At 35.0% G+C, this 18,456-nt stretch carries 18 protein-coding genes and 3 pseudogenes; 6 read left to right on the top strand and 15 right to left on the bottom strand.

The genetic code is table 11. The features are described 5' to 3' along the window. Positions 1-222 precede the first annotated feature (222 nt). From WAX74_RS10065 to WAX74_RS10105, 9 genes and pseudogenes are all read right to left on the bottom strand, one after another. Complete coding sequence (locus WAX74_RS10065) at positions 223-933, bottom strand: ABC transporter ATP-binding protein (RefSeq protein WP_336497538.1); 711 nt, start codon at positions 931-933, stop codon at positions 223-225. Next, positions 905-2,719 carry a branched-chain amino acid ABC transporter ATP-binding protein/permease gene (locus WAX74_RS10070; RefSeq protein ID WP_336497539.1) on the bottom strand — a complete coding sequence of 605 codons (1,815 nt, stop codon included), beginning with the start codon at positions 2,717-2,719 and terminating at the stop codon, positions 905-907. The genes WAX74_RS10065 and WAX74_RS10070 overlap by 29 nt, the downstream gene beginning before the upstream one ends. Position 2,720: 1 nt before the next feature. Continuing rightward, entirely contained in the window at positions 2,721-3,620 is a 900-nt protein-coding gene (locus tag WAX74_RS10075; protein ID WP_336497540.1) for a branched-chain amino acid ABC transporter permease, read from the bottom strand. Positions 3,621-3,734: 114 nt separating this feature from the next. Then, the gene (locus WAX74_RS10080; RefSeq protein ID WP_336497541.1) at positions 3,735-4,946 is read right to left on the bottom strand and encodes an ABC transporter substrate-binding protein; all 1,212 of its coding nucleotides are present in this window, start codon (positions 4,944-4,946) and stop codon (positions 3,735-3,737) included. Positions 4,947-5,037: 91 nt separating this feature from the next. Next, entirely contained in the window at positions 5,038-5,289 is a 252-nt protein-coding gene (locus tag WAX74_RS10085) for a hypothetical protein (protein WP_336497542.1), read from the bottom strand. Positions 5,290-5,308: 19 nt separating this feature from the next. Then, a pseudogene (locus WAX74_RS10090) lies at positions 5,309-5,735 on the bottom strand (CoA-transferase); the annotation flags it as partial. Positions 5,736-6,334: 599 nt separating this feature from the next. Next, positions 6,335-6,883 (bottom strand): annotated as a pseudogene (locus WAX74_RS10095) (SDR family oxidoreductase). Positions 6,884-6,942: 59 nt separating this feature from the next. Then, positions 6,943-7,167, bottom strand: a complete 225-nt coding sequence (locus tag WAX74_RS10100) for a hypothetical protein (protein ID WP_336497543.1) — start codon at positions 7,165-7,167, stop codon at positions 6,943-6,945. 670 nt (positions 7,168-7,837) lie between these two features. Next, positions 7,838-8,542: a DNA alkylation repair protein gene (locus WAX74_RS10105; protein ID WP_336497544.1), complete on the bottom strand. Its 705-nt coding sequence runs from the start codon at positions 8,540-8,542 to the stop codon at positions 7,838-7,840. Positions 8,543-8,910: 368 nt separating this feature from the next. On the opposite strand from WAX74_RS10105, the gene WAX74_RS10110 reads away from it, so the two are divergent. After that, a complete protein-coding gene (locus WAX74_RS10110; RefSeq protein ID WP_336497545.1) occupies positions 8,911-9,915 on the top strand; it encodes a nucleoid-associated protein in 1,005 nt (334 codons plus the stop codon). A 56-nt stretch (positions 9,916-9,971) separates the two neighbouring features. Here the strand turns inward: WAX74_RS10110 and WAX74_RS10115 are convergent, their stop codons facing one another. The 3 genes from WAX74_RS10115 to WAX74_RS20985 form a co-directional block, all read right to left on the bottom strand. Continuing rightward, positions 9,972-10,148 (bottom strand): hypothetical protein, encoded by a 177-nt coding sequence (locus tag WAX74_RS10115; RefSeq protein WP_336497546.1) that lies wholly within the window; start codon positions 10,146-10,148, stop codon positions 9,972-9,974. A gap of 151 nt (positions 10,149-10,299) precedes the next feature. Beyond that, the gene (locus WAX74_RS10120; RefSeq protein ID WP_336497547.1) at positions 10,300-10,917 is read right to left on the bottom strand and encodes an NUDIX hydrolase; all 618 of its coding nucleotides are present in this window, start codon (positions 10,915-10,917) and stop codon (positions 10,300-10,302) included. Continuing rightward, entirely contained in the window at positions 10,917-11,045 is a 129-nt protein-coding gene (locus WAX74_RS20985) for an HAD hydrolase-like protein (RefSeq protein ID WP_413788948.1), read from the bottom strand. The genes WAX74_RS10120 and WAX74_RS20985 overlap by 1 nt, the downstream gene beginning before the upstream one ends. 301 nt (positions 11,046-11,346) lie before the next feature. Here WAX74_RS20985 and WAX74_RS10125 point away from each other — a divergent pair, with 301 nt between their 5' ends. Together WAX74_RS10125 and WAX74_RS10130 are read left to right on the top strand one after the other, a co-directional pair. Next, complete coding sequence (locus tag WAX74_RS10125; RefSeq protein WP_336497548.1) at positions 11,347-11,703, top strand: hypothetical protein; 357 nt, start codon at positions 11,347-11,349, stop codon at positions 11,701-11,703. Positions 11,704-11,842: 139 nt separating this feature from the next. After that, positions 11,843-12,064: a TM2 domain-containing protein gene (locus tag WAX74_RS10130; protein WP_336497549.1), complete on the top strand. Its 222-nt coding sequence runs from the start codon at positions 11,843-11,845 to the stop codon at positions 12,062-12,064. Between the two features lie 385 nt (positions 12,065-12,449). On the opposite strand, the pseudogene WAX74_RS10135 reads toward WAX74_RS10130, so the two are convergent. Both WAX74_RS10135 and WAX74_RS10140 read right to left on the bottom strand, forming a co-directional pair. Further along, positions 12,450-13,701, bottom strand: a pseudogene (locus WAX74_RS10135) (MFS transporter). Between the two features lie 410 nt (positions 13,702-14,111). Continuing rightward, the gene (locus WAX74_RS10140) at positions 14,112-14,291 is read right to left on the bottom strand and encodes an H-type small acid-soluble spore protein (RefSeq protein WP_336497550.1); all 180 of its coding nucleotides are present in this window, start codon (positions 14,289-14,291) and stop codon (positions 14,112-14,114) included. A gap of 115 nt (positions 14,292-14,406) precedes the next feature. On the opposite strand from WAX74_RS10140, the gene WAX74_RS10145 reads away from it, so the two are divergent. After that, positions 14,407-14,655 carry a hypothetical protein gene (locus WAX74_RS10145; RefSeq protein ID WP_336497551.1) on the top strand — a complete coding sequence of 83 codons (249 nt, stop codon included), beginning with the start codon at positions 14,407-14,409 and terminating at the stop codon, positions 14,653-14,655. Between the two features lie 97 nt (positions 14,656-14,752). On the opposite strand, the gene WAX74_RS10150 is transcribed toward WAX74_RS10145, so the two are convergent. Then, a complete protein-coding gene (locus WAX74_RS10150) occupies positions 14,753-15,055 on the bottom strand; it encodes a DUF1292 domain-containing protein (protein WP_336497552.1) in 303 nt (100 codons plus the stop codon). 405 nt (positions 15,056-15,460) lie between these two features. On the opposite strand from WAX74_RS10150, the gene WAX74_RS10155 reads away from it, so the two are divergent. Together WAX74_RS10155 and WAX74_RS10160 are read left to right on the top strand one after the other, a co-directional pair. Next, entirely contained in the window at positions 15,461-16,336 is an 876-nt protein-coding gene (locus WAX74_RS10155) for a DUF1672 family protein (protein ID WP_336497553.1), read from the top strand. Between the two features lie 13 nt (positions 16,337-16,349). Then, positions 16,350-18,434 (top strand): SA1320 family protein, encoded by a 2,085-nt coding sequence (locus tag WAX74_RS10160; protein WP_336497554.1) that lies wholly within the window; start codon positions 16,350-16,352, stop codon positions 18,432-18,434. Positions 18,435-18,456 lie beyond the last annotated feature (22 nt).

Genomic DNA, 18,456 nt, shown 5'->3' on the forward strand with positions numbered 1-18,456 from the left:
TGATAAGGATTCTCCATTTCCTCCCAATCTTATATACCCATTATAATTCACACATTCACATAATTTTATCGTTATTTAGAAGTGGATCATGAATGAATTATCCATTAACCCGATGGAGGGACGGGGGTTCCTTGTTCCAAAATAACTATCTAGAAGAGGCTAAAATAACTTCAAATATTAATTTACTTCTCCTATTAATTGAGATACATATAACAACGTATTTTACTTTGAACCTAAATACGTTTTTACCAAACTATTATCCCTTAATAATTCTCGTGATTCTCCATGCAACTTCACCTCGCCTACTTGTAAAACATATGCTCGGTCAGATATAGCTAAAGCAGCCATGGCTAATTGCTCGACAACCATAACCGTCTTGCCAGATTTCTTCAACTCTATCAGAGTATCGAATATTTGTTTTACAAATATAGGTGATAAACCCATGGATGGCTCATCAAGAATGACCAAATCAGGATCAGACATAAGTGCTCTAGATACAGCTAGCATCTGTTGTTCTCCACCACTTAATGTACCAGCATGCTGCGATCTTCTCTCCTTTAATCTTGGAAATCTTTCGTATTCTCTTTCTATAAGCTCTTGAATTTTTTGTTTCTCTTTTTTAATCGTAAATGCACCTAGAATTAGATTATCCTCTACCGACTGATCACCAAAGACCTGACGACCTTGAGGGACATGGGATAGACCATATCCTAAAATTTTATGAGCTGGAGTACCTAAAATCTCATTACCCTTATATAGGATAGTACCCTCCTTCGCCTTCAACAACCCCGTTATCGCTTTTAATAGTGTAGTTTTCCCAGCCCCATTGGGACCAATAACAGCAACAATTTCACCTTCATTTACTTCCAATGATACCCTGTGTAAAGCGGACGCTTGACCATAACTAACCGATAGATCTTGTACCTGCAACAAGCTGGTTCACCTCTTCCCCTCCAAGATAGGCCTCAATTACCCTTGGATCGTTTTGAATAGTTTCAGGAGTTCCCTCACAAATTTTCTTACCGAAATCTAATACGGTAATATAATCACAAACATTCATAACTATATCCATATGATGCTCAACCAAAATAATAGACAATCCTGCATTCTTCAGACGTTGGATCACATCCATGATTTTTTCAATTTCTTTTGGGCTAGCCCCTGCTGCTGGTTCATCTAGAATAAGTAAATCAGGTTTTAAAGCTAACCCCCTTGCTATTTCAACTAATCGCTGTTCACCATATGGTAAGTCAGACGCCTTTTCATGGGCTCTTTCTTCTAAGCCAACAATTCGTAGTAGATCATAAGCTTTTTGTGCATAGTATCGCTCTTCCTTAGATACCTGACCTAGATATAATAGGTTTTTCAGGAATCCTGTTTTGAAGTGACGATGAAAACCAACCATGACGTTTTGTAAAACGCTCATGTCCTCAAATAATTGAAGGTTTTGGAATGTTCTGGTAATTCCCTCTTGTGCTATACCATGAGGAGCATATTTTGTAATGTCCTTTCCTTTCCAAAGAAGGTTTCCGCCAGTCGGCATATAGACTCCACTTAGGACGTTAACAGTGGTACTTTTACCCGAACCGTTTGGGCCAATAATCCCATGAACAGTTCCACCTAAAACCTCAATTTCAACATCGTCGATAGCTTTTAATCCACCAAAATGCATAGAAATATTTTTAAGCTCTAAAAGCTTACCATTAATCCCATCAGGTAAATCTATTGTGGCCTTCCGATCATCATGTAAAATTCCTAAATCCGTATTGACTTTTTTACTAGAAAACTTTTTAAAGTATGAAAGTTTGGTGAAGGCACCCACGATCCCATCGGGTAAAAGGATAAGTGCGATTAATAATATTCCACCAAAGATCATTAAGTGATAATCTACAAAGTTATGAAGGAATTGCGGTAACCCAATGATAACCGCTGTACCTATAATAGGACCTATCTTTGTTCCTGATCCTCCGATAATAACCGCAATAAGGAACATAATAGAAAGATTCAATTCAAAAGTTGTACTACTTATAAATTGATTTTGAAAAGCAAACAGTCCTCCACCTACACCTGCTAAAAAAGCAGAAACAGAAAAGGCTAATATCTTCCAGTTTCGAACGTTAATCCCTAGCACCTCTGAAGCAACTTCACTATTTCCAAAAGCAGTAAAGGTCCTTCCAAAACGACCTCTAAAGATATTCGTTGCGCCTGCTGTAAATATTATAGCCAAAAGACCAATAAACCACATATATTGAATTTGCCCAAGCTCAAAACCAAATAAGGATGGTACCGAAGTTTTGATTCCTGCAGGACCGCCCGTGACATTTACCCAGCGGTTAGCTATAATACTAATCAATTCTCCAAATGCAATTGTTACCATTGCCAGATAAGGACCTTTCGCTCGTAAGGACAAAAGAGCTACAATCGCTCCAAATACAGCAGCTATTAAGCCAGAGATCAAAATACTTACGAAGAAATTCAATCCTACTGTCATGGTAAGTATTGCAGAAGAATATGCTCCTATCGCATAAAATCCTACATGCCCCAAGGAAAGCTGATTGGAGAGTCCCACAAGTAGATTTAACCCTACGATGACAATGTAGGTAATTAAAAATGTCTGGGCTACATGAATGGTATGAGCATTGTTAAAAAACCAGGGAAATGCATATAAGAGGACGAGCGGTATACCAATTTGATAAATCCACCATTTCGCTTTTATCATATTAGAATTTCTCCTTTACTCGTTTTCCAAATAACCCCTGAGGAAGGACTGCTAAAATGACAAGAATTAAAAAGAACGCAGCAGCTTCTTTCATGGATGTACTATATAAAGTAAAGAGATTTTCTAATACACCTAGTAAAAGTCCTCCGATAAAAATACCTCGTGGATTCTCGATACCACCAATAATTGCAACCGCAAATGCTTTTAATCCTAGGAAAAGACCAATAAATGCACCTGGATGTACCATAGGTCCGACTAAAACTCCACCTACTCCTGCTAGGATCCCCGCAATTATAAAAGCAATGGAAGCCATTAATCGAGGATTGATTCCCATTAATGAAGCAGCTTCTCTATTAAAGGCAACCGCTTCAAGCGCCTTTCCAAATAATGATTTCTTTAGGAAGACATATAAAAGTAACATAATAACTGCAGCACTAACTAGTACAAATATATCATGATAGCGGATTTTCAATATACCCAAATCTAAAATAGCGCGTCCAAATGGAGATGGGGCCATTAAAACATCTCTTCCCCATATAAGCATAGCTACGTTTCTCACAATCATAGAAACGGCCACAGTACTTAAAATCCAACCAATGGAATGCCAGCTTTTTAACGGACGGATCGCGACTTGTTCCAATCCCCAACCACAAATACCCAGTATGACGATAACCAATAGTAATGATGCTATAAAGGCAATCCAAACACCTCCACCTGTAGCAGTTATTGTCATAAAGGTGGATAATCCTATAAGTGAACCAAGCATGACGAAGTCACCTTGACCAAAGTTCAAAGTTTTTGTCGTAATAAAAGTAATATAGTAGCCCTGGGCAATAATTGCATAAACGCTTCCATACACTAACCCATTAATAATGGCTTTTAATATATCTGTTAATTCCAAAGCAAACGCTCCCCCTTGTGTAGTTATACTACAAATATCAAGAAATGGTGAAAAGGGAAATCCTCATATGGACTTACCCTTTACACCAGTTAAAAGATTTATATGATGACTCTATTACTCTGCTGCGACAATTTGTAAATCATCGTTATATGTGGCAATGAATACTTCGTCAATACCAAATGCTTCATGGTTATCCTTAGTAAAAGGTGCTGATTTAATTGCTGTTACACCTTCAAAGTCCGTGAAGGATTCAATTTGATCACGAATTTTTTCACTATCTGTACCAACCTTTTTTATAGCATCTAAGATAAGTTTTGCACTGTCATATCCTTGTGCCGTAGCAATTGGGAATACGTCTTCACTATACGCATCCATTACTTTTTCATGGAATTTTTTTGCTGCTTCATTTTGATCAATCGTATATGACTGTACAAAGAATAGATCACCCTTCACAAGATCTCCAACTAGTTTTAAAACAGTAGGATCACCTGTAGCCCAAGTCGCGTAAATAGGAGCATCCAACCCTTCATTGAAACGAGCTTCAAGTAACTTTGCTGACTGTGGTGCAAGCCCGTAGAAGATAACTGCTTCCACCCCTGCATTATTCATTTCACGAATAGAAGGCTCTAGATTCAATTCCTTTGGATCAAAGGCTGAAATAACAGTCGGTTCCAAATTGTAGTTTTCCTTCATTTGCTTAACAATATCTTCTCTTCCACCTTGCCCGTACCCTTCCGTATCATGGATGACACCAAGTTTCGTAAGTCCTTGTTTATCAATAAGCTCTTTTAAAATAGCGGACACTTGAACCCCATCAAGCGGAGCCACACGGAAAATATAGTTTTTATCAGCATCTTTAAACTCTTGTGTGATTTTTGAACCTGTAGCTACTGGAACAACTTCAGGAATTTTTGCCTCTTGAGTAAATTGAATGTGAGCCATGGCATTCCCAGAGTTAGCAGGTCCAACTAAGGCTACAATTTTATCTTGACTAATTAATTTTTGAACAATCTCGACAGACTTTTCTGGTTTAGCTTCATCATCATAAAGGACTAGGTTTGCATTTTGTCCCTCAAAGCCGCCAGCATCGTTAAACTCTTTAACAGCTAGGTCCACACCTCTTTTTACTCCTTCACCAAATAGAGCTGTCCCCCCCGACATAGAAATAGCTAAACCTATGTTAAAGGACTCCTTAACTGAAGAATCCCCAGAATTACTACTAGCTGCGGAATTTGTTTTTGTTTCTTCTACCTTCGGACTACATCCTGCTAAAATTGTAAATAATACCATAAAAACCACTAGAAAGATTGCACTTGATTTTTTCAAAAAAATTCCCTCCCTTTTTGATAAACCTAAAGTTAACTTATTGATAATAACAGCTAAATGAAAGAAAAATACCATTTACTAATACTCTTTCTTATTGGACTATGTAGCCACCATCAATAACAATCGCTTGTCCAGTAATACCCTTTGCTTTTTTAATTTGTCTATTTTTCAATAAGTCCCCTATCCCAATCGTAAACCCTACAATTATTGAAATAATCGTAAGTTCCTTTAACCCCCTTTCAATATAACCCCAAGATAAATTTTCCAGGTATACCTCTAGTCCAAATCCTTCAAAGAGAAATGTATTTCCGTCTTTGATCAATCGGAAAGTAATTCCATCCATCCAATTAACCTCCATTAAATTAAATAGAAAGGCTCTCTTTCACATTCTCAGCAAATAACGTTGCTTCTGTTGATTGAATGGCGTCTTGGATTGTATATCCTTCAAACACTTCTCTTAACTCAAGTCCACGTACTGTAACTTGACCTTTCTGTAATAATTTTATTGACCACCCCTTTCCCTGTTAGAGGTAATGAACATTCCATTTTAATTTTTGGTGAACCATCTTTTGAGACATGATCCATTATGATAATAATTTTTTTGGCACCATGAACTAAATCCATTGCACCTCCCATGCACTTAATCATTTTTCCTGGAATCATCCAATTGGCTAAATCACCTTGTTCAGATACTTCCATACCATCTAATATGGCAACATCAATATGCCCACCGCGAATCATCGCGATTGATTCCGAACTTTAAAAAAATGGGAAACCAGGTATTGTTGTCTACTATATAAAACTAGTATTTTTAGAAAATATTGTTTTAAAGCGCTTTCAATAGTATTAAAACAGAATATTTTAACAATTGCAATATTATGTGTCAGAACTGTGACGAAGAATAGGTTTAAATATTCCGAGAAATCGGAATTTATTACTAGAATAGATTTGAAAAATAAGTAAAAATGAAAATAAAAAAATCCGATATTTTGGATTTTTGTCCAAGTTATCGGAAATTAGGTCATAAGTTGTGTTTTTTATTTTTCATAGGGGGTTGAACGCTATTGGGTAAATTGAAAAGTTATTATATTCACAAAAATAAACCTTACGAATTAAAATGTAAAAAATAGACCGTGACTCTATCACTACCAAAGAAGAAAAATAGTAGTTAAATAGATAATAATAAATATGGAGTTTCATTAAGTACTATTCATTAATAAAATCACCATCACCTTTAATGAGTGGCCTGCTAATTTGATAGTAAAAGTTGCTATTTAAAACGCTGGAAACTAAAGAATGTTGGCAATTGGTTAAAGGGGGTTGAAAAATCTATAAGACATATGTAAGCACCAGTTATTAAATATCAATCTAATCACTTTGTCTTCCTCTTAAACCGGGCGCACGGTAATTTCATTCACATTTACATAACTTGGTTGTGTTACAGCATATATTACTGCCCTTGCACTATCCTTTGTTTCTAACTTTTTACGTTCGATATTCCATGAATTTTCAGTACTTGAAGACGTGTCCACCATACCAGGAGAGATATTGGTTACACGGACACCAGTATTCGCCAACTCTTTTTCAAATCCCATGGAAATAGCACGAACCGCAAATTTCGTTACACTATAGACAATACTTACTTTCGTTAATTCTAACCCAGAAACAGATGCGATGTTAATAATATGACGACTTGATCGCTCCAGCATGGATGGCATTACAGAATGAATACCAAAAAGCATTAGTTTTTATTTGTCAATTATTTGTTCCCATTCTTCTACTTTACCTGAAAGGACTGGGGATGTTAGCATTTGCCCAGCATTATTCACCAAAATATCAACGTGATTGAATGCTTCTTCGGCTTGTCTCACTAATTCCTCAACGTCATGCTTATTCGTTATATCTGTTTGAATAGCAAGTACCTTGCATCCCTGTATTTTATATAATGATCAAAGTTCAAAAACTACACTATACCCTGCAAGCTTGTGTTTAACGTTTAAAAATAAGATAGATGACCGTCAGAATTACCTGCCAATCCTTCGTTAAAATCAAGCCATTTTTCTTTTTCTCGCTCTACTGCTCGATTTTGCCATTCAAACCATACATTAGAACACTCACTACAATGACTTTCCACACCACTATTTTTGTTCAGATCTCTTCGTGTAAATAAGGACTTTTTGCGGCAGTTGTAGCAATAAATTAATTTATCATCTAGTATCATTATTATTTTCCCTCCAATATACACTATTTATTGTCTATTATTTGGCAGCTTATACTTTAACCAGATAATTTTATAAATAAATAGACTGTTAATAATTATTAGAGGTAAAATCTTAACTTTTATCTTTTGATTCTTTACACAATAATCACAGAATCCCTTTATTACTATTTCAGTATTGTTATTGAAGGTCAATTAGGTACAAAAAAATGATGTAATTTAAATGTTTAAACGAGAAAAAAATAAAAGTACCCCTCTTTTGGCGGTACTTTTTGTTATACATTTTTACTGACATTTAAAGTTTTGTTGTATTCGTGTTCAACTAAAGCATCCGATAGCTGATGAACTCGTAGTTGTGCTTTGTATTAAACAGTAGTGATTTTAACCTATCAAATTATTAATTGGTTATCTTAGATTGAATCAAAAAAATACACTAATCATTACAAGTTCCCTCTCTCAAACATGCAGGAAACTACAACGAGTGTATTTTCAGTAACTTGATTTATTTTTGTTCACTTTAGAATTCATAGAGAAGTCCTCCTGTTTGATGATGAGTCAATGACAGTTGACACTCAGCATCATACTAGAGGGCTCTCTTTCAAGACCCCGAACATCTCCAAACAGGAATGCTGCCCTTGGATAATTGAAGATTATTCGCGATATGAGGTTAATTTTAACATCTAACATACTTGCGTTTAAAACCAAGCTTTCCTTGATCGAATTTTTGAATACTCTCGTAAGCATTTAGGAAACTGTTTTTTTTCTTGTCTCGTTTAACTTCTACTGTACCTATTGCCTTTGCGGTCTCTACTGCCTTTTCGTGTAGCGGCAAATATGAAATACCGACGGTGTATAGAAAATTATTCATAGCGGATTTCGTTCGTTCTGGCGAATCGTGGATCGTATTTTTCACAATATCAAGCATATTGGAAATCTTGCTTACTGAAAATTCAACGTCTAGTCGATTCCCTAAAAGCCAACAGTAGCAACTCCAGCCCGCTGACATTCTCAGCTCTTCACCGCTTGCAATCCATTTATCAGCAACTTCTTGTGCAATATCTGACTCTGATAAAGTTACGGCAACTACAAAATCGGATAGCATATAAAAATACGCCGTATCCATCCAACGATCATAATCCGACTCAGTCATGGCTTTTGGGTCTGCAATAATGCCTGCAAAATACATTGCATCGTAGTTCCCTGTGGCATAAAGCTCTTCAGCTAAACGCTGATTTATTTTTATTTTCTTTGCGATCGGTTTCATAGCGCCCGTAGCCACGCCAAAGAGCGGCTCATGAGCACCATTGGATATGTATATTTTTTTAGTTCGTTCCTTACCAAGGGCTTCAAGCTCCTGTATAACCATTTCTAAATTCATCGTTTAGCACTTCCTTCTTTTGGAGTTTTTCCCCTAATATTTTACCCATTAAGTACATCATAATTATCATATAACAAACTACCATTATTTTGTTGCAAAAATTATGTTTATATATGTCTTTTATACCTCAAGAAGCATAGCCATCTGCTTCTTCCTAGTATTGGAACTTAGAACCTTTTGCTTCATTGTATCAATATTGACTCGCTGTTCTAATCTGTTCTTTTAGTATTGAAAAAAGTGGGAAATGAGGTATAACCTTTATTCAAAAACATTAGTTACACCATACTTCTATATGAAAATACATGTAAATATTGTGCGGGGTATGATATGGTAAATTATCGACAACTAATGATTAGAAGGTGAAGACCATGCTTGAAGTAAGTGAAAGTAAATTAGCACAGTATGTCGTTCATTATGTAAGCGATACACTTGTTTTGGGAGAAGAGGCATACTCTCAGCCGGAGGTCTTGCTAGAAGCAGCCCTTACACAATTAGCGTTTAACAAAATCGATTTGGAGCAGCAATACGAATTTTTTCACGAAACAGATATTGGATTAAATGAAGTGTATACATATGTGAAATCTATTTTCGATCAGGAGAATAGTTTCTTTGAACAGTCGAAGAATATCGCCTCACACTTACATAGTGCATCTCAACATCCTAATATTAAGAGTGGAGAATTGTTTATTGGATTATTCGAAAATTGTCTTTGGCATACAGATGTTAAAAAGGCTATTGCCATTGTAAAGATTGACGAAAAAGAAATATTTTTAGATGTGAAAAACGAGCAAAACAAAATGATTGTGAATGGCATCGACGGTATTAATGTTAAGAAACTTAATAATATGGCCGTAATCGTGGATATGGGGCCAGATGAAGCACCTGCTGTCTTTATAAAAACAAAAAAGAAAGAAGATGTTGTCTACTGGCAAGAACGCTTTTTAAAAGTTAAGGTAGCGGATGAACACTATCATAAAACGAACTTAGCGTTAACAGAATGTAAGAAATATATATTAAAAGAAGAGAGTTTTACGAATACTGAGAAATTGGGATTTTTAAACAAAACGCTTGATTATTTTAGAAGTGAAGAAGAATTCCAGGTAAATGACTTTATTGAAACTGTATTTGAAAAGGCAGATCCTGTACAAAAAGATATCATTGTAAATTCGGTAAAGCCATATGAAACAGTAATTTCCGAAAGTGCGATTGAAAAAGTGGAAAAAACTTATAAACGTAAAATTAAACTCGATTCCAATATTGAAATTCAAGTAAACGTTCGTAATATTGAACAAGTAGATGAACTAATTGAAGTTGGCTATGATGAATCAACAAATCGAAAGTTTTATAAAATCTACTTCCAAGAAGAGGTATAATTATAGGTAGTATTTTAAGGTCAGCCAGATATTTCTGACTGACCTTAAAATGCCTTTTATTTTTTACACTCAAATGAATATTCACTTGTGAGACTATTATGGATTTCTAATATGACTTTTCCACCAATTTCATGGCAACGAATACTAGCTAAATTTATTTCTTTAGTATTGAAATAACTAATAGCAATCGTTGTAAAAATGACTCCAAACAAAGCGATAACTAAAATCGACAAAACCCCTATAAAATGTTTATTTTTATACACAGTAATTTTCTGAACCCCCTTATTTAGATTGAACTAAATTGCCGATTACCCTAATACGTTTGAATCGAAAAGAAGTTCCACTACTGATTGATAGAATCTCCCACTTTAATTTAATAATAAATTAATCAAAAATTGTTTCTTTTATGGGGTTCCTTAAAAATTCAAAAAGAGATATTATTTGAGTTTCTGTATTCCTATTAGTGGAGAGCTCCGGTAAATTATCTTCTCCAAAAAATCCTATATTACTAGTTTCGATGCCTAGTGTTGGTTTGCCACCAATGATTTCACACAAGATAAATATTTTATAATAATGATATGGTTCAGGAGGATGGGGATGTTTATTTTTATCTAATAATGCAATTAATTTAATGGGGACTACTTCATATCCAGATTCCTCTTGAATTTCTTTGACAACATTTTCTGAAGGAGACAGCCCTATATCACAAAACCCACCTGGCAAAGCCCATTTATCATCAAATTTTTCTCTTACCATTAAAAGCCGATCTTCTTTAAAAACAACACCACGGACATCGACTTTTGGGGTTTGATAACCAGTTTCATTCGCAAACAAATCCCTTATCTTATTCATTTCAACTTCAGTGTATACTGCCATAATTTCTACACTTATTTTCCGAAGTTCTTCATAACGTTCGATATCATAAATATCTTTCGAGAAGGCTAGTCCAGCCTGAGATAATGCTTGAATTCTTTTTACCCATTCCAACCATTGATTACTCATTAGACACCTACTTTTAAGCAATCTAGTCTACTTTTTAAAAATTTATTAAATACATTTTGAAACGCATATAAACAAATTGGTTGAGTATTTGCCAAAGTACTATCAAAATCAAATATAACAGCTTTCATAAATTAACTCCTTTATAGTAAACTTCCATATAATTAATACGATAAATATATCGGAATGTTCCTACTTCACCAATTTTTGCGTACAAAGATGTGACTATCCTCTTAAATCTATAACTAGCAATAAATGGATTGGTCCCCTTTATTAGAAGAAAGACTTTTTCTTCTACATGATAATATCTTCATAATACTCAAAAAGATAACTATTTTATTAATATAGGACACATTGTTCAATCTCTTTTTATCTACCATCATAGTTTATAAATGAGGCTAGATTTTAAATGCCAGAAGGGAGGGATTGAATATGTGTTCTGAATGTAGAAGATTAAGAGAATCAGAAAATGAAAGAGACCGTGACCGTGATAGAGATCGTGACAGAGATTGCAACAAAGACCGCAACAGAGATCGCGACAGAGATCGTGACAGAGATCGTGACAGAGATCGCTGTAGAGGTTGCGCTTGTGACCAATTAAGACGATTAAGAATACAGACCGAGGTTGATGTTTTCTTAAAAGGTGGTCAAATTTTAGAAGATGTTGTTTTTATTAGCTTCGATCGGGATACTTGTTGTGCAATCTTTAGTGATCCAACTACTGAAAGAGGCTCAACACTTATCGTAGACTGCCAAGACATTGTAGCGATTCGAATAGAAAGAAACTAAGGTATAAGGGATCTCTTCCGTAAAGAAAGAGGTCCCTTCTGCTTTACTCTTACTTTTGATTCTAAAATATTACTTATATTTATATATATTTAACTATGATACTGTGATATTCTAATACAGGTGAAAGGAGGAATATATTATGTCAGAAAACACTAATTCAGAAAAGAATTTTGTGGCAGCTTTACTGCTTTGTTTCTTTTTAGGTTCATTAGGTGTTCACAGGTTTTATGCTGGTAAAGTAGGAACAGGAATTTTAATGTTGATTACACTAGGTGGCCTAGGAATTTGGACAATAATTGATTTTATTATAATTGCTGTTGGGAAATTTACAGATAGTAATGGGAAATTAATTAAAGCCTAATAATAGAAATTCGCCGTACATATCTCTACTTCCCTCAAGATAGTTTTAAACCTAAATAGTCACTACATCTAACTTGAAATCATTATAATATATATTACTAAAGTGAATGATGTCCTAAGACGACCAACATAGCAAAATACAATGGTCAATGATTACGCCCTTAGGTATATAAGAATTGAAGTTTAAACTTAATATGGGACGTAGAGATAATTTTTGGCATTATCAGTCCCGCGGTGAGTGTCATTAATATTATTAATTTACATATCAGTATTTTTCAGAGAATCACCCTCCCTGGAAAAACGTTCTTATAAATCATTGATAAAAACATACCCTAACAAAAAACACCTTGAAATGGCGATTTAACCATCTCAAGGTGTTTTATTAATTATGAAGTTAGATCAGAAGACTCTGTAATAACTACAGGCTCACCTGCTTTTATTAAAACTTTGTCTTTTCCTAATAATAGGCTAAGTATTAACATTAGCACTCCCGTACCTAATAGAATCCATTCAACTCTCACAATATCAGCCATTGGTCCGAATATGAGCATTCCTATTGGCATCATTGAAGTAGCAATCATCCCAAATACCCCCAAATATTCTACCCAAGTAATCACCCTCGACTCGCTCTTGAATTAGTACCGTCGTCGGTGTATTGAATATTGGCATTGAGACCCCGAATATCGCCATGAAGAGTAAATACGCCCAAAATATTGGCATAATCCCAAGCGCAATCGTACAAATTCCCATTATAATACTGGCAAGTGTCATCGTATGCACCTTGTTGGCAAAGCCTCCCCATGAAGCAATAATACCTCCCCCTGCCATCATTCCAACCGAAAAGGCAATTTCAATTGCAGTTAATCGCCATACGTCATCACCAAAGCTTCGAGTCACTTGTAAAGGAGTTAAAAATGCGGCTGGCGCCATCAAAACAAAAAACAACGCGAAAAACAAAAAGAACTTTTTCAAAAAAGCATGGTTGTTAATATATGTTAAACCTGCTTTAAAATCATTAAGATAGCTTGTCGTTTGTGCCTCGGATGCCTTTGCATGTACCTTTATTTTTAAGAATACGAGTAAAGTTACAATCGCTATAGCTGCAGTTACCACATCTATAAAGAAAATGATTTCTAATGTAGCCATCGTAAGCAATGCCGCACTGACCATAGGAGACACAAACATAATTATCGCTTGTATACTACCGTTAGTTCCGCTTACCTTTGTAAGTTTATCCTCTGGAACAATTTGCGGCAAAATAGCCCCTACTGCTGGACCTTGAATACCTGTTCCTATCGCTCTAATCGCTGACATAGCAAACAACAGCCAAATAGCATCATATCCCATTAAGAAGACAATTGCCATTATGAGAGTTGCAGTAGCAATAAGTCCATCCGATAAGATAATGAGCACCTTTCGGTTGTATCGATCTGCCCACACTCCAGCAAAAGGCGATAAAATAAATGTAGGGATGAATCCACATATTATAAACAGTGTCATCATCATTCCTGATTGTGTAGTGAGTGTTATATGCCACATGATCGCATATTGAACCAGTGAGGAACCAAAAAGTGATATCGTCTGGCTGCTTAAAAATATAATAATATTCTTTTTCCAATTTTCATATTCCGTATTCATTTTCTTCACGACCTTCTATATATATTTCCTGCTCTGAAAAGTAAATGGTTAAGGTCTTATATCTCGAATCGAAAAATTAAAACATTACTATTTTTAGACAACAAAAAAGAGGGTAGATACACCCCCTCTTTTTTGTTAAACGTAAAATAAAGTTTTCCTAAAAGACAGACTAATCCCATTTACTCTACTCTTAGGCAGAGTCCTTGACCATATTCAATTAACGGTTCAAAGTTTGGATTCTTAGTCTCATTGATGCTGTCAAAAGGAAAACCTCCATTTCTTAAAGTGACTTTCATTTTACCATAGCTTTTTTTACTATACAATAAATCCTATTTTGTACCGAATTCGTTTTACTTTAATACGTAAAAAGAACTACACCTTCTCTTCGGTACAGTTCTTTTATGATTTTCTTATTGTTCAACTAAGCTAGTAACTGAAACACTTTCCTTGTTATTTGGATCATTAATAAAGTGAATGGTCGCCAAATCCTTGTCTCGATCTACATGTTCAATATAAACCCTTTCTCCATTAAATGTAACATTAGACATACTTTTCGAAAATGCTATTTCTTGTGCTCGTTCTGCATTCATGGATTTCACCTCCTTAATTTCTACAAATCCTATTGTTCCTCCATTGATGGGGTTAATACCGATAATTACGGTTATATTATGTAAAGTAATGAGTAAAATTTAGGAGAGATAGTTAATGGAAATAAATGAAATACAGAAGTTTATATTTCACATGGAGAACGAACAAAGACAGATAATACTAAAGGGAGAAATCGAGGGCCAATCTGAGGTTCCTTCTTTTGATGACATAAAGTTTAAAGGGGTTCTTGCGTTGCTTAATTCTATTGATAAACAGAATTTCAGCGAATCAGGTAACAATGCGGTATTCGACCAGTACTTAATGGAAGTAGAAGAAACAATAAATGAGATGAAAAAATATAATTAATTTCAAGATAACGCAGGTTGTCGCGATGGTTTATAGCTTTTTCTAATAGAGTATATTCTGTAAAAAAGAGAGGAGTGTATCCTCTCTTAACAACCGTTTATTCATCTTCTTCATTAAAGTCTTCTGCTTCTTCTTGTGCTTGTAAAAAAGCTGCGGATACTTTCTCAAATTCAGCGTCCGTCTCTATTTCCGCTAGCTCCTCACCATCTATAATTTGGAAAAAGAACACATCTACCTCTTCTACTGTTTCTTCTTGCGCATCATCCGCAAATGCAACAGCTGCATATTCTTTATCCTCAATAGTCAACTTACCAATTACTTCAATTTCTTGTTCTCGATCTTCTTCATCCAGAACTGTAAGAATTTCTCCAACTTCAATGCCACCCATTTTCTCGTCCATTCAAATCCCCTCCTAACATAGATATTTAAAGGTCTCTAATTATTGTACCCTGTAAATAATCGAATAACCCAATAGGGGCTAATATTTTCTACAAAAAACTTTTACAAATAGAAATTTGAAAATGTAATAAGTAGATTTATCCCCCCTCTATAAAGCAAAAGTCCTTACTATACATTTCCAGGTCATACCCTTTCTCCTGTTTTTGAAAAATTCAAATAAAACATTCGTTTTTTGTTTTATCTTCTCTTAAAGTTTTAATACAATTAGTAAAAATAGGATATTTTAAAAGAATTATGGGTTATGAATGAAGGATTTTTCATGCACGCTAGGAGGGATTATATGCGAAGCAACAAAAAAGCCTTAGCACTCGGACTAGGCATAACAGTTATATTAGGAGGATGTAACATGGATACTGAGAATACAAAAAGCGCTGAAAAAGAAACAGTAGCGGCAACAGGAGGTCAAGGAATTGCTTTAAAAACAGAAAACCTAGTGAGCGTCCAGGAGTATACAGGTGAAGGATATGCATTAAGAAATGGTGAGGAAACGGATAAAATCGCAGAAGCAAATCGCGATGCAATTGAAGTAGCAGTAAAAAAATTCTTCAGTGAAAAATATAAAACAGAAGTAATTGTCCATAACTTGGTAGGTGCGGTTGATGGTGTTTCAGTATTCGTAGAATCAGTGGGAGAACCACATTTTCATGCATTTGCTATTGTTCCGATAGATGTAAAAAGTAAAACAGTAAAAACAGACAGCGTTTGGTCACAGGAAGGCCAAATAGAAAATGCCTTATCAGGCGGATTATTTGCAATGGCTTATGACGAAGAAATGGCCAACTTGGATAATTTTGCAAATCTAATAATTAAAGATTACCCTGTTGTCGGTAAAACTAAGGAGGCAGTAGAAAATACTGATACTGGTTACTCAACTCCCTATTACTATATGAGTTTTTTTACTGACGTTTTCGATCGTCTTAACTCTATGTACTTAGAAAACCAAAATGTAAGTAAGGAAGAGCTTAGAAATTTCCTAGATGAAAATAAATTTGAAACGGAAGCTGTAAAAATTACTATAAACCTATTCATGAAAGAAATGAATGTAGATCCAGATAAAGTTACCTATTCACAAATAATTTCTGAAATCGAAAGCACGAATGGTTTGCCAAGAGGTGCTTATACTCTTCTATTACACGATAATTTAATTAATAGTAAATATGGAAGTGGTTCGAAAAACAATAGTATTGAAGAAACTACGATTAATGAAATTATGAAGGAATAGGAGAATATAACCTATGACTACTATAAATAACATAACTAGTCCGAATACTAATGACAGAGATTTAGTTGAGCTAGCAGGCTATCATGCATACCAAAAATACGAGGTTAAAGATATCCTACAAGTTAATGGAAAAGAATTTTATGTTATTAATACACTTTATGATACATCCTCTGGGCTAGATGCATTAACCATTCAAAACTTTGAAACTAAAGAGCTATCCGTAGTATTTGTCGGCAGTGAACAACTAGACAAAGACTGGATTGGTACAAATACAAAGCTTCTAAGCGATGTTCCTCCTGCTCAAATTCAAGATGCTAAAGTTTATTTTCAGCAGATGAACAATAAATATGGGGAAATTTCTTCAGTCTCAGGAAATTCACTTGCTGGTGCTTTAACGAACGCTGTAGCCATCGAGAATCCTCAAGTAAAAGCCGTGACGTTAAATCCTGCCATTCTTCCATCTGGTATGGTTGACCCTACTAAAAATTATGCCAACATTACTAATTACTATAGTAAATATGATTTCCTGACTGGCACTGAAGAGACTATAGGAATGGGAGATCGAATTCCGGGTAACAAATACGGAATAAATAATGGAATTCCCATGTTTTCGATGCTTGGCTCCAACCATACTGGTTATGTAGAAGCGGATGCGGAGGGTAAATTTAAAATCGAAGTCGGCTTAAAAGGAGAGCCTGGTCACGGATTTATTTATGTTGGAGCCGATGATCATATTGTAACAAGTATTTGGTCCGGTTCTCCTTTGTATGGAGGCCAAACTGAAAAGATTCTTATAAACAAAGAAAACATGATCTTGCTTTCAAATGGAATAAGGGACCAAGTGAAAGGCCGTATCACAAATGTTAGAGACTATATCAGAAATTCTGTAAGCATTGTGGAGGATGAAAGTGCTCGATTTAATCAGCGAGTAACGGAGCTACAAGAAACTTTTCAATATATGTTTGAAGAGCTTGCTGGTGACCCAGTATTTAATGGTATTGCCAAAACAGGATTGATTATTAAAAGTTGTATAGATGAACTTTTATCACTTCTTGATTCAGCTGAGGCAAGATGCAGAATTCTAAATAGCATTTTAAACTCTAAGCCTGCTGAATTAATTGAATTTATTTTTTCAATAAATTTAGACGTTGAAGGACTCTTTGCTCCCGCAAAAGCTTATTTAAATCAATTAAAAGTAGATGTTGATCATTTAGTGGAAAGTGCACAGAATGTCGTTCAGAATGATATTCCAGAATTATTTAAAGGCGGGAAAGACTTTTTTGTGGATGCAGTTGTAGGGGAATTCAATGCTCACTATAACATTCTCAATGGAAATAAGGATAAAGTATATAAACAACTAAATGATTACGAGTCTCAAGTTTATGACATAGCCTCTTCTTTTCACAACAAAGATCAAAATTTGGCAACTTCTATCAATTCAGGTTCTTTTCTAGATGATGGAGTAGATTCCATTCAAAAAACAGATGTTTTTGCAATTGAACCTTCCCCTTACGTTGTAGTTGGGATGAAAATAAAGGAGGTACAAGTGGAACTTGCCCATCAACATATGAACGCAATTGGAATATCCATATTAACTCCTATACTTTTAAGTTTAGAAGCATTGCTATTGCTAATCGAAACAGCATTATCAACAATCATAATAGCTGTTAAGGCAGCATTAAACGTTGGTTTGTATGGAAATCCTGTTAGCTTACTCATTAGTTTATTCACTAACTACGAGGAAAGAATTAGAAGTGCTGTTCAAAGTGCGTTAGAACCTCTTGAGGAGATGGAGGTAACCGTGGAAGGTCTCCGAAAAGGCTTTGGTCGTATGCTTGCAAATCTTCCCGAAATGCTAAATAATTTTAAACCATATATAGATACAGCCATTTTTGAACCTGGGAAGTATGAAAATGTAAGAATATATAACGTTTCCGCATTAGCTATACTAGACGAAATGGAACTTCTTTTTAATGATATAGTCTTCCAATTATCCAATGAAAAAGCCAATTCGATTGAAGCTACATTAGAAATCTCTCAAAACGTCTTAGGAAATATACAGATTTTAAAAGAACAGGTGCATCGGGTAACATTATAGTTTTATATAACTGAAAATTCCA

Origin of the sequence: Psychrobacillus mangrovi (genome assembly GCF_037104765.1) — a bacterium.
Lineage (GTDB): Bacteria > Bacillota > Bacilli > Bacillales_A > Planococcaceae > Psychrobacillus > Psychrobacillus mangrovi.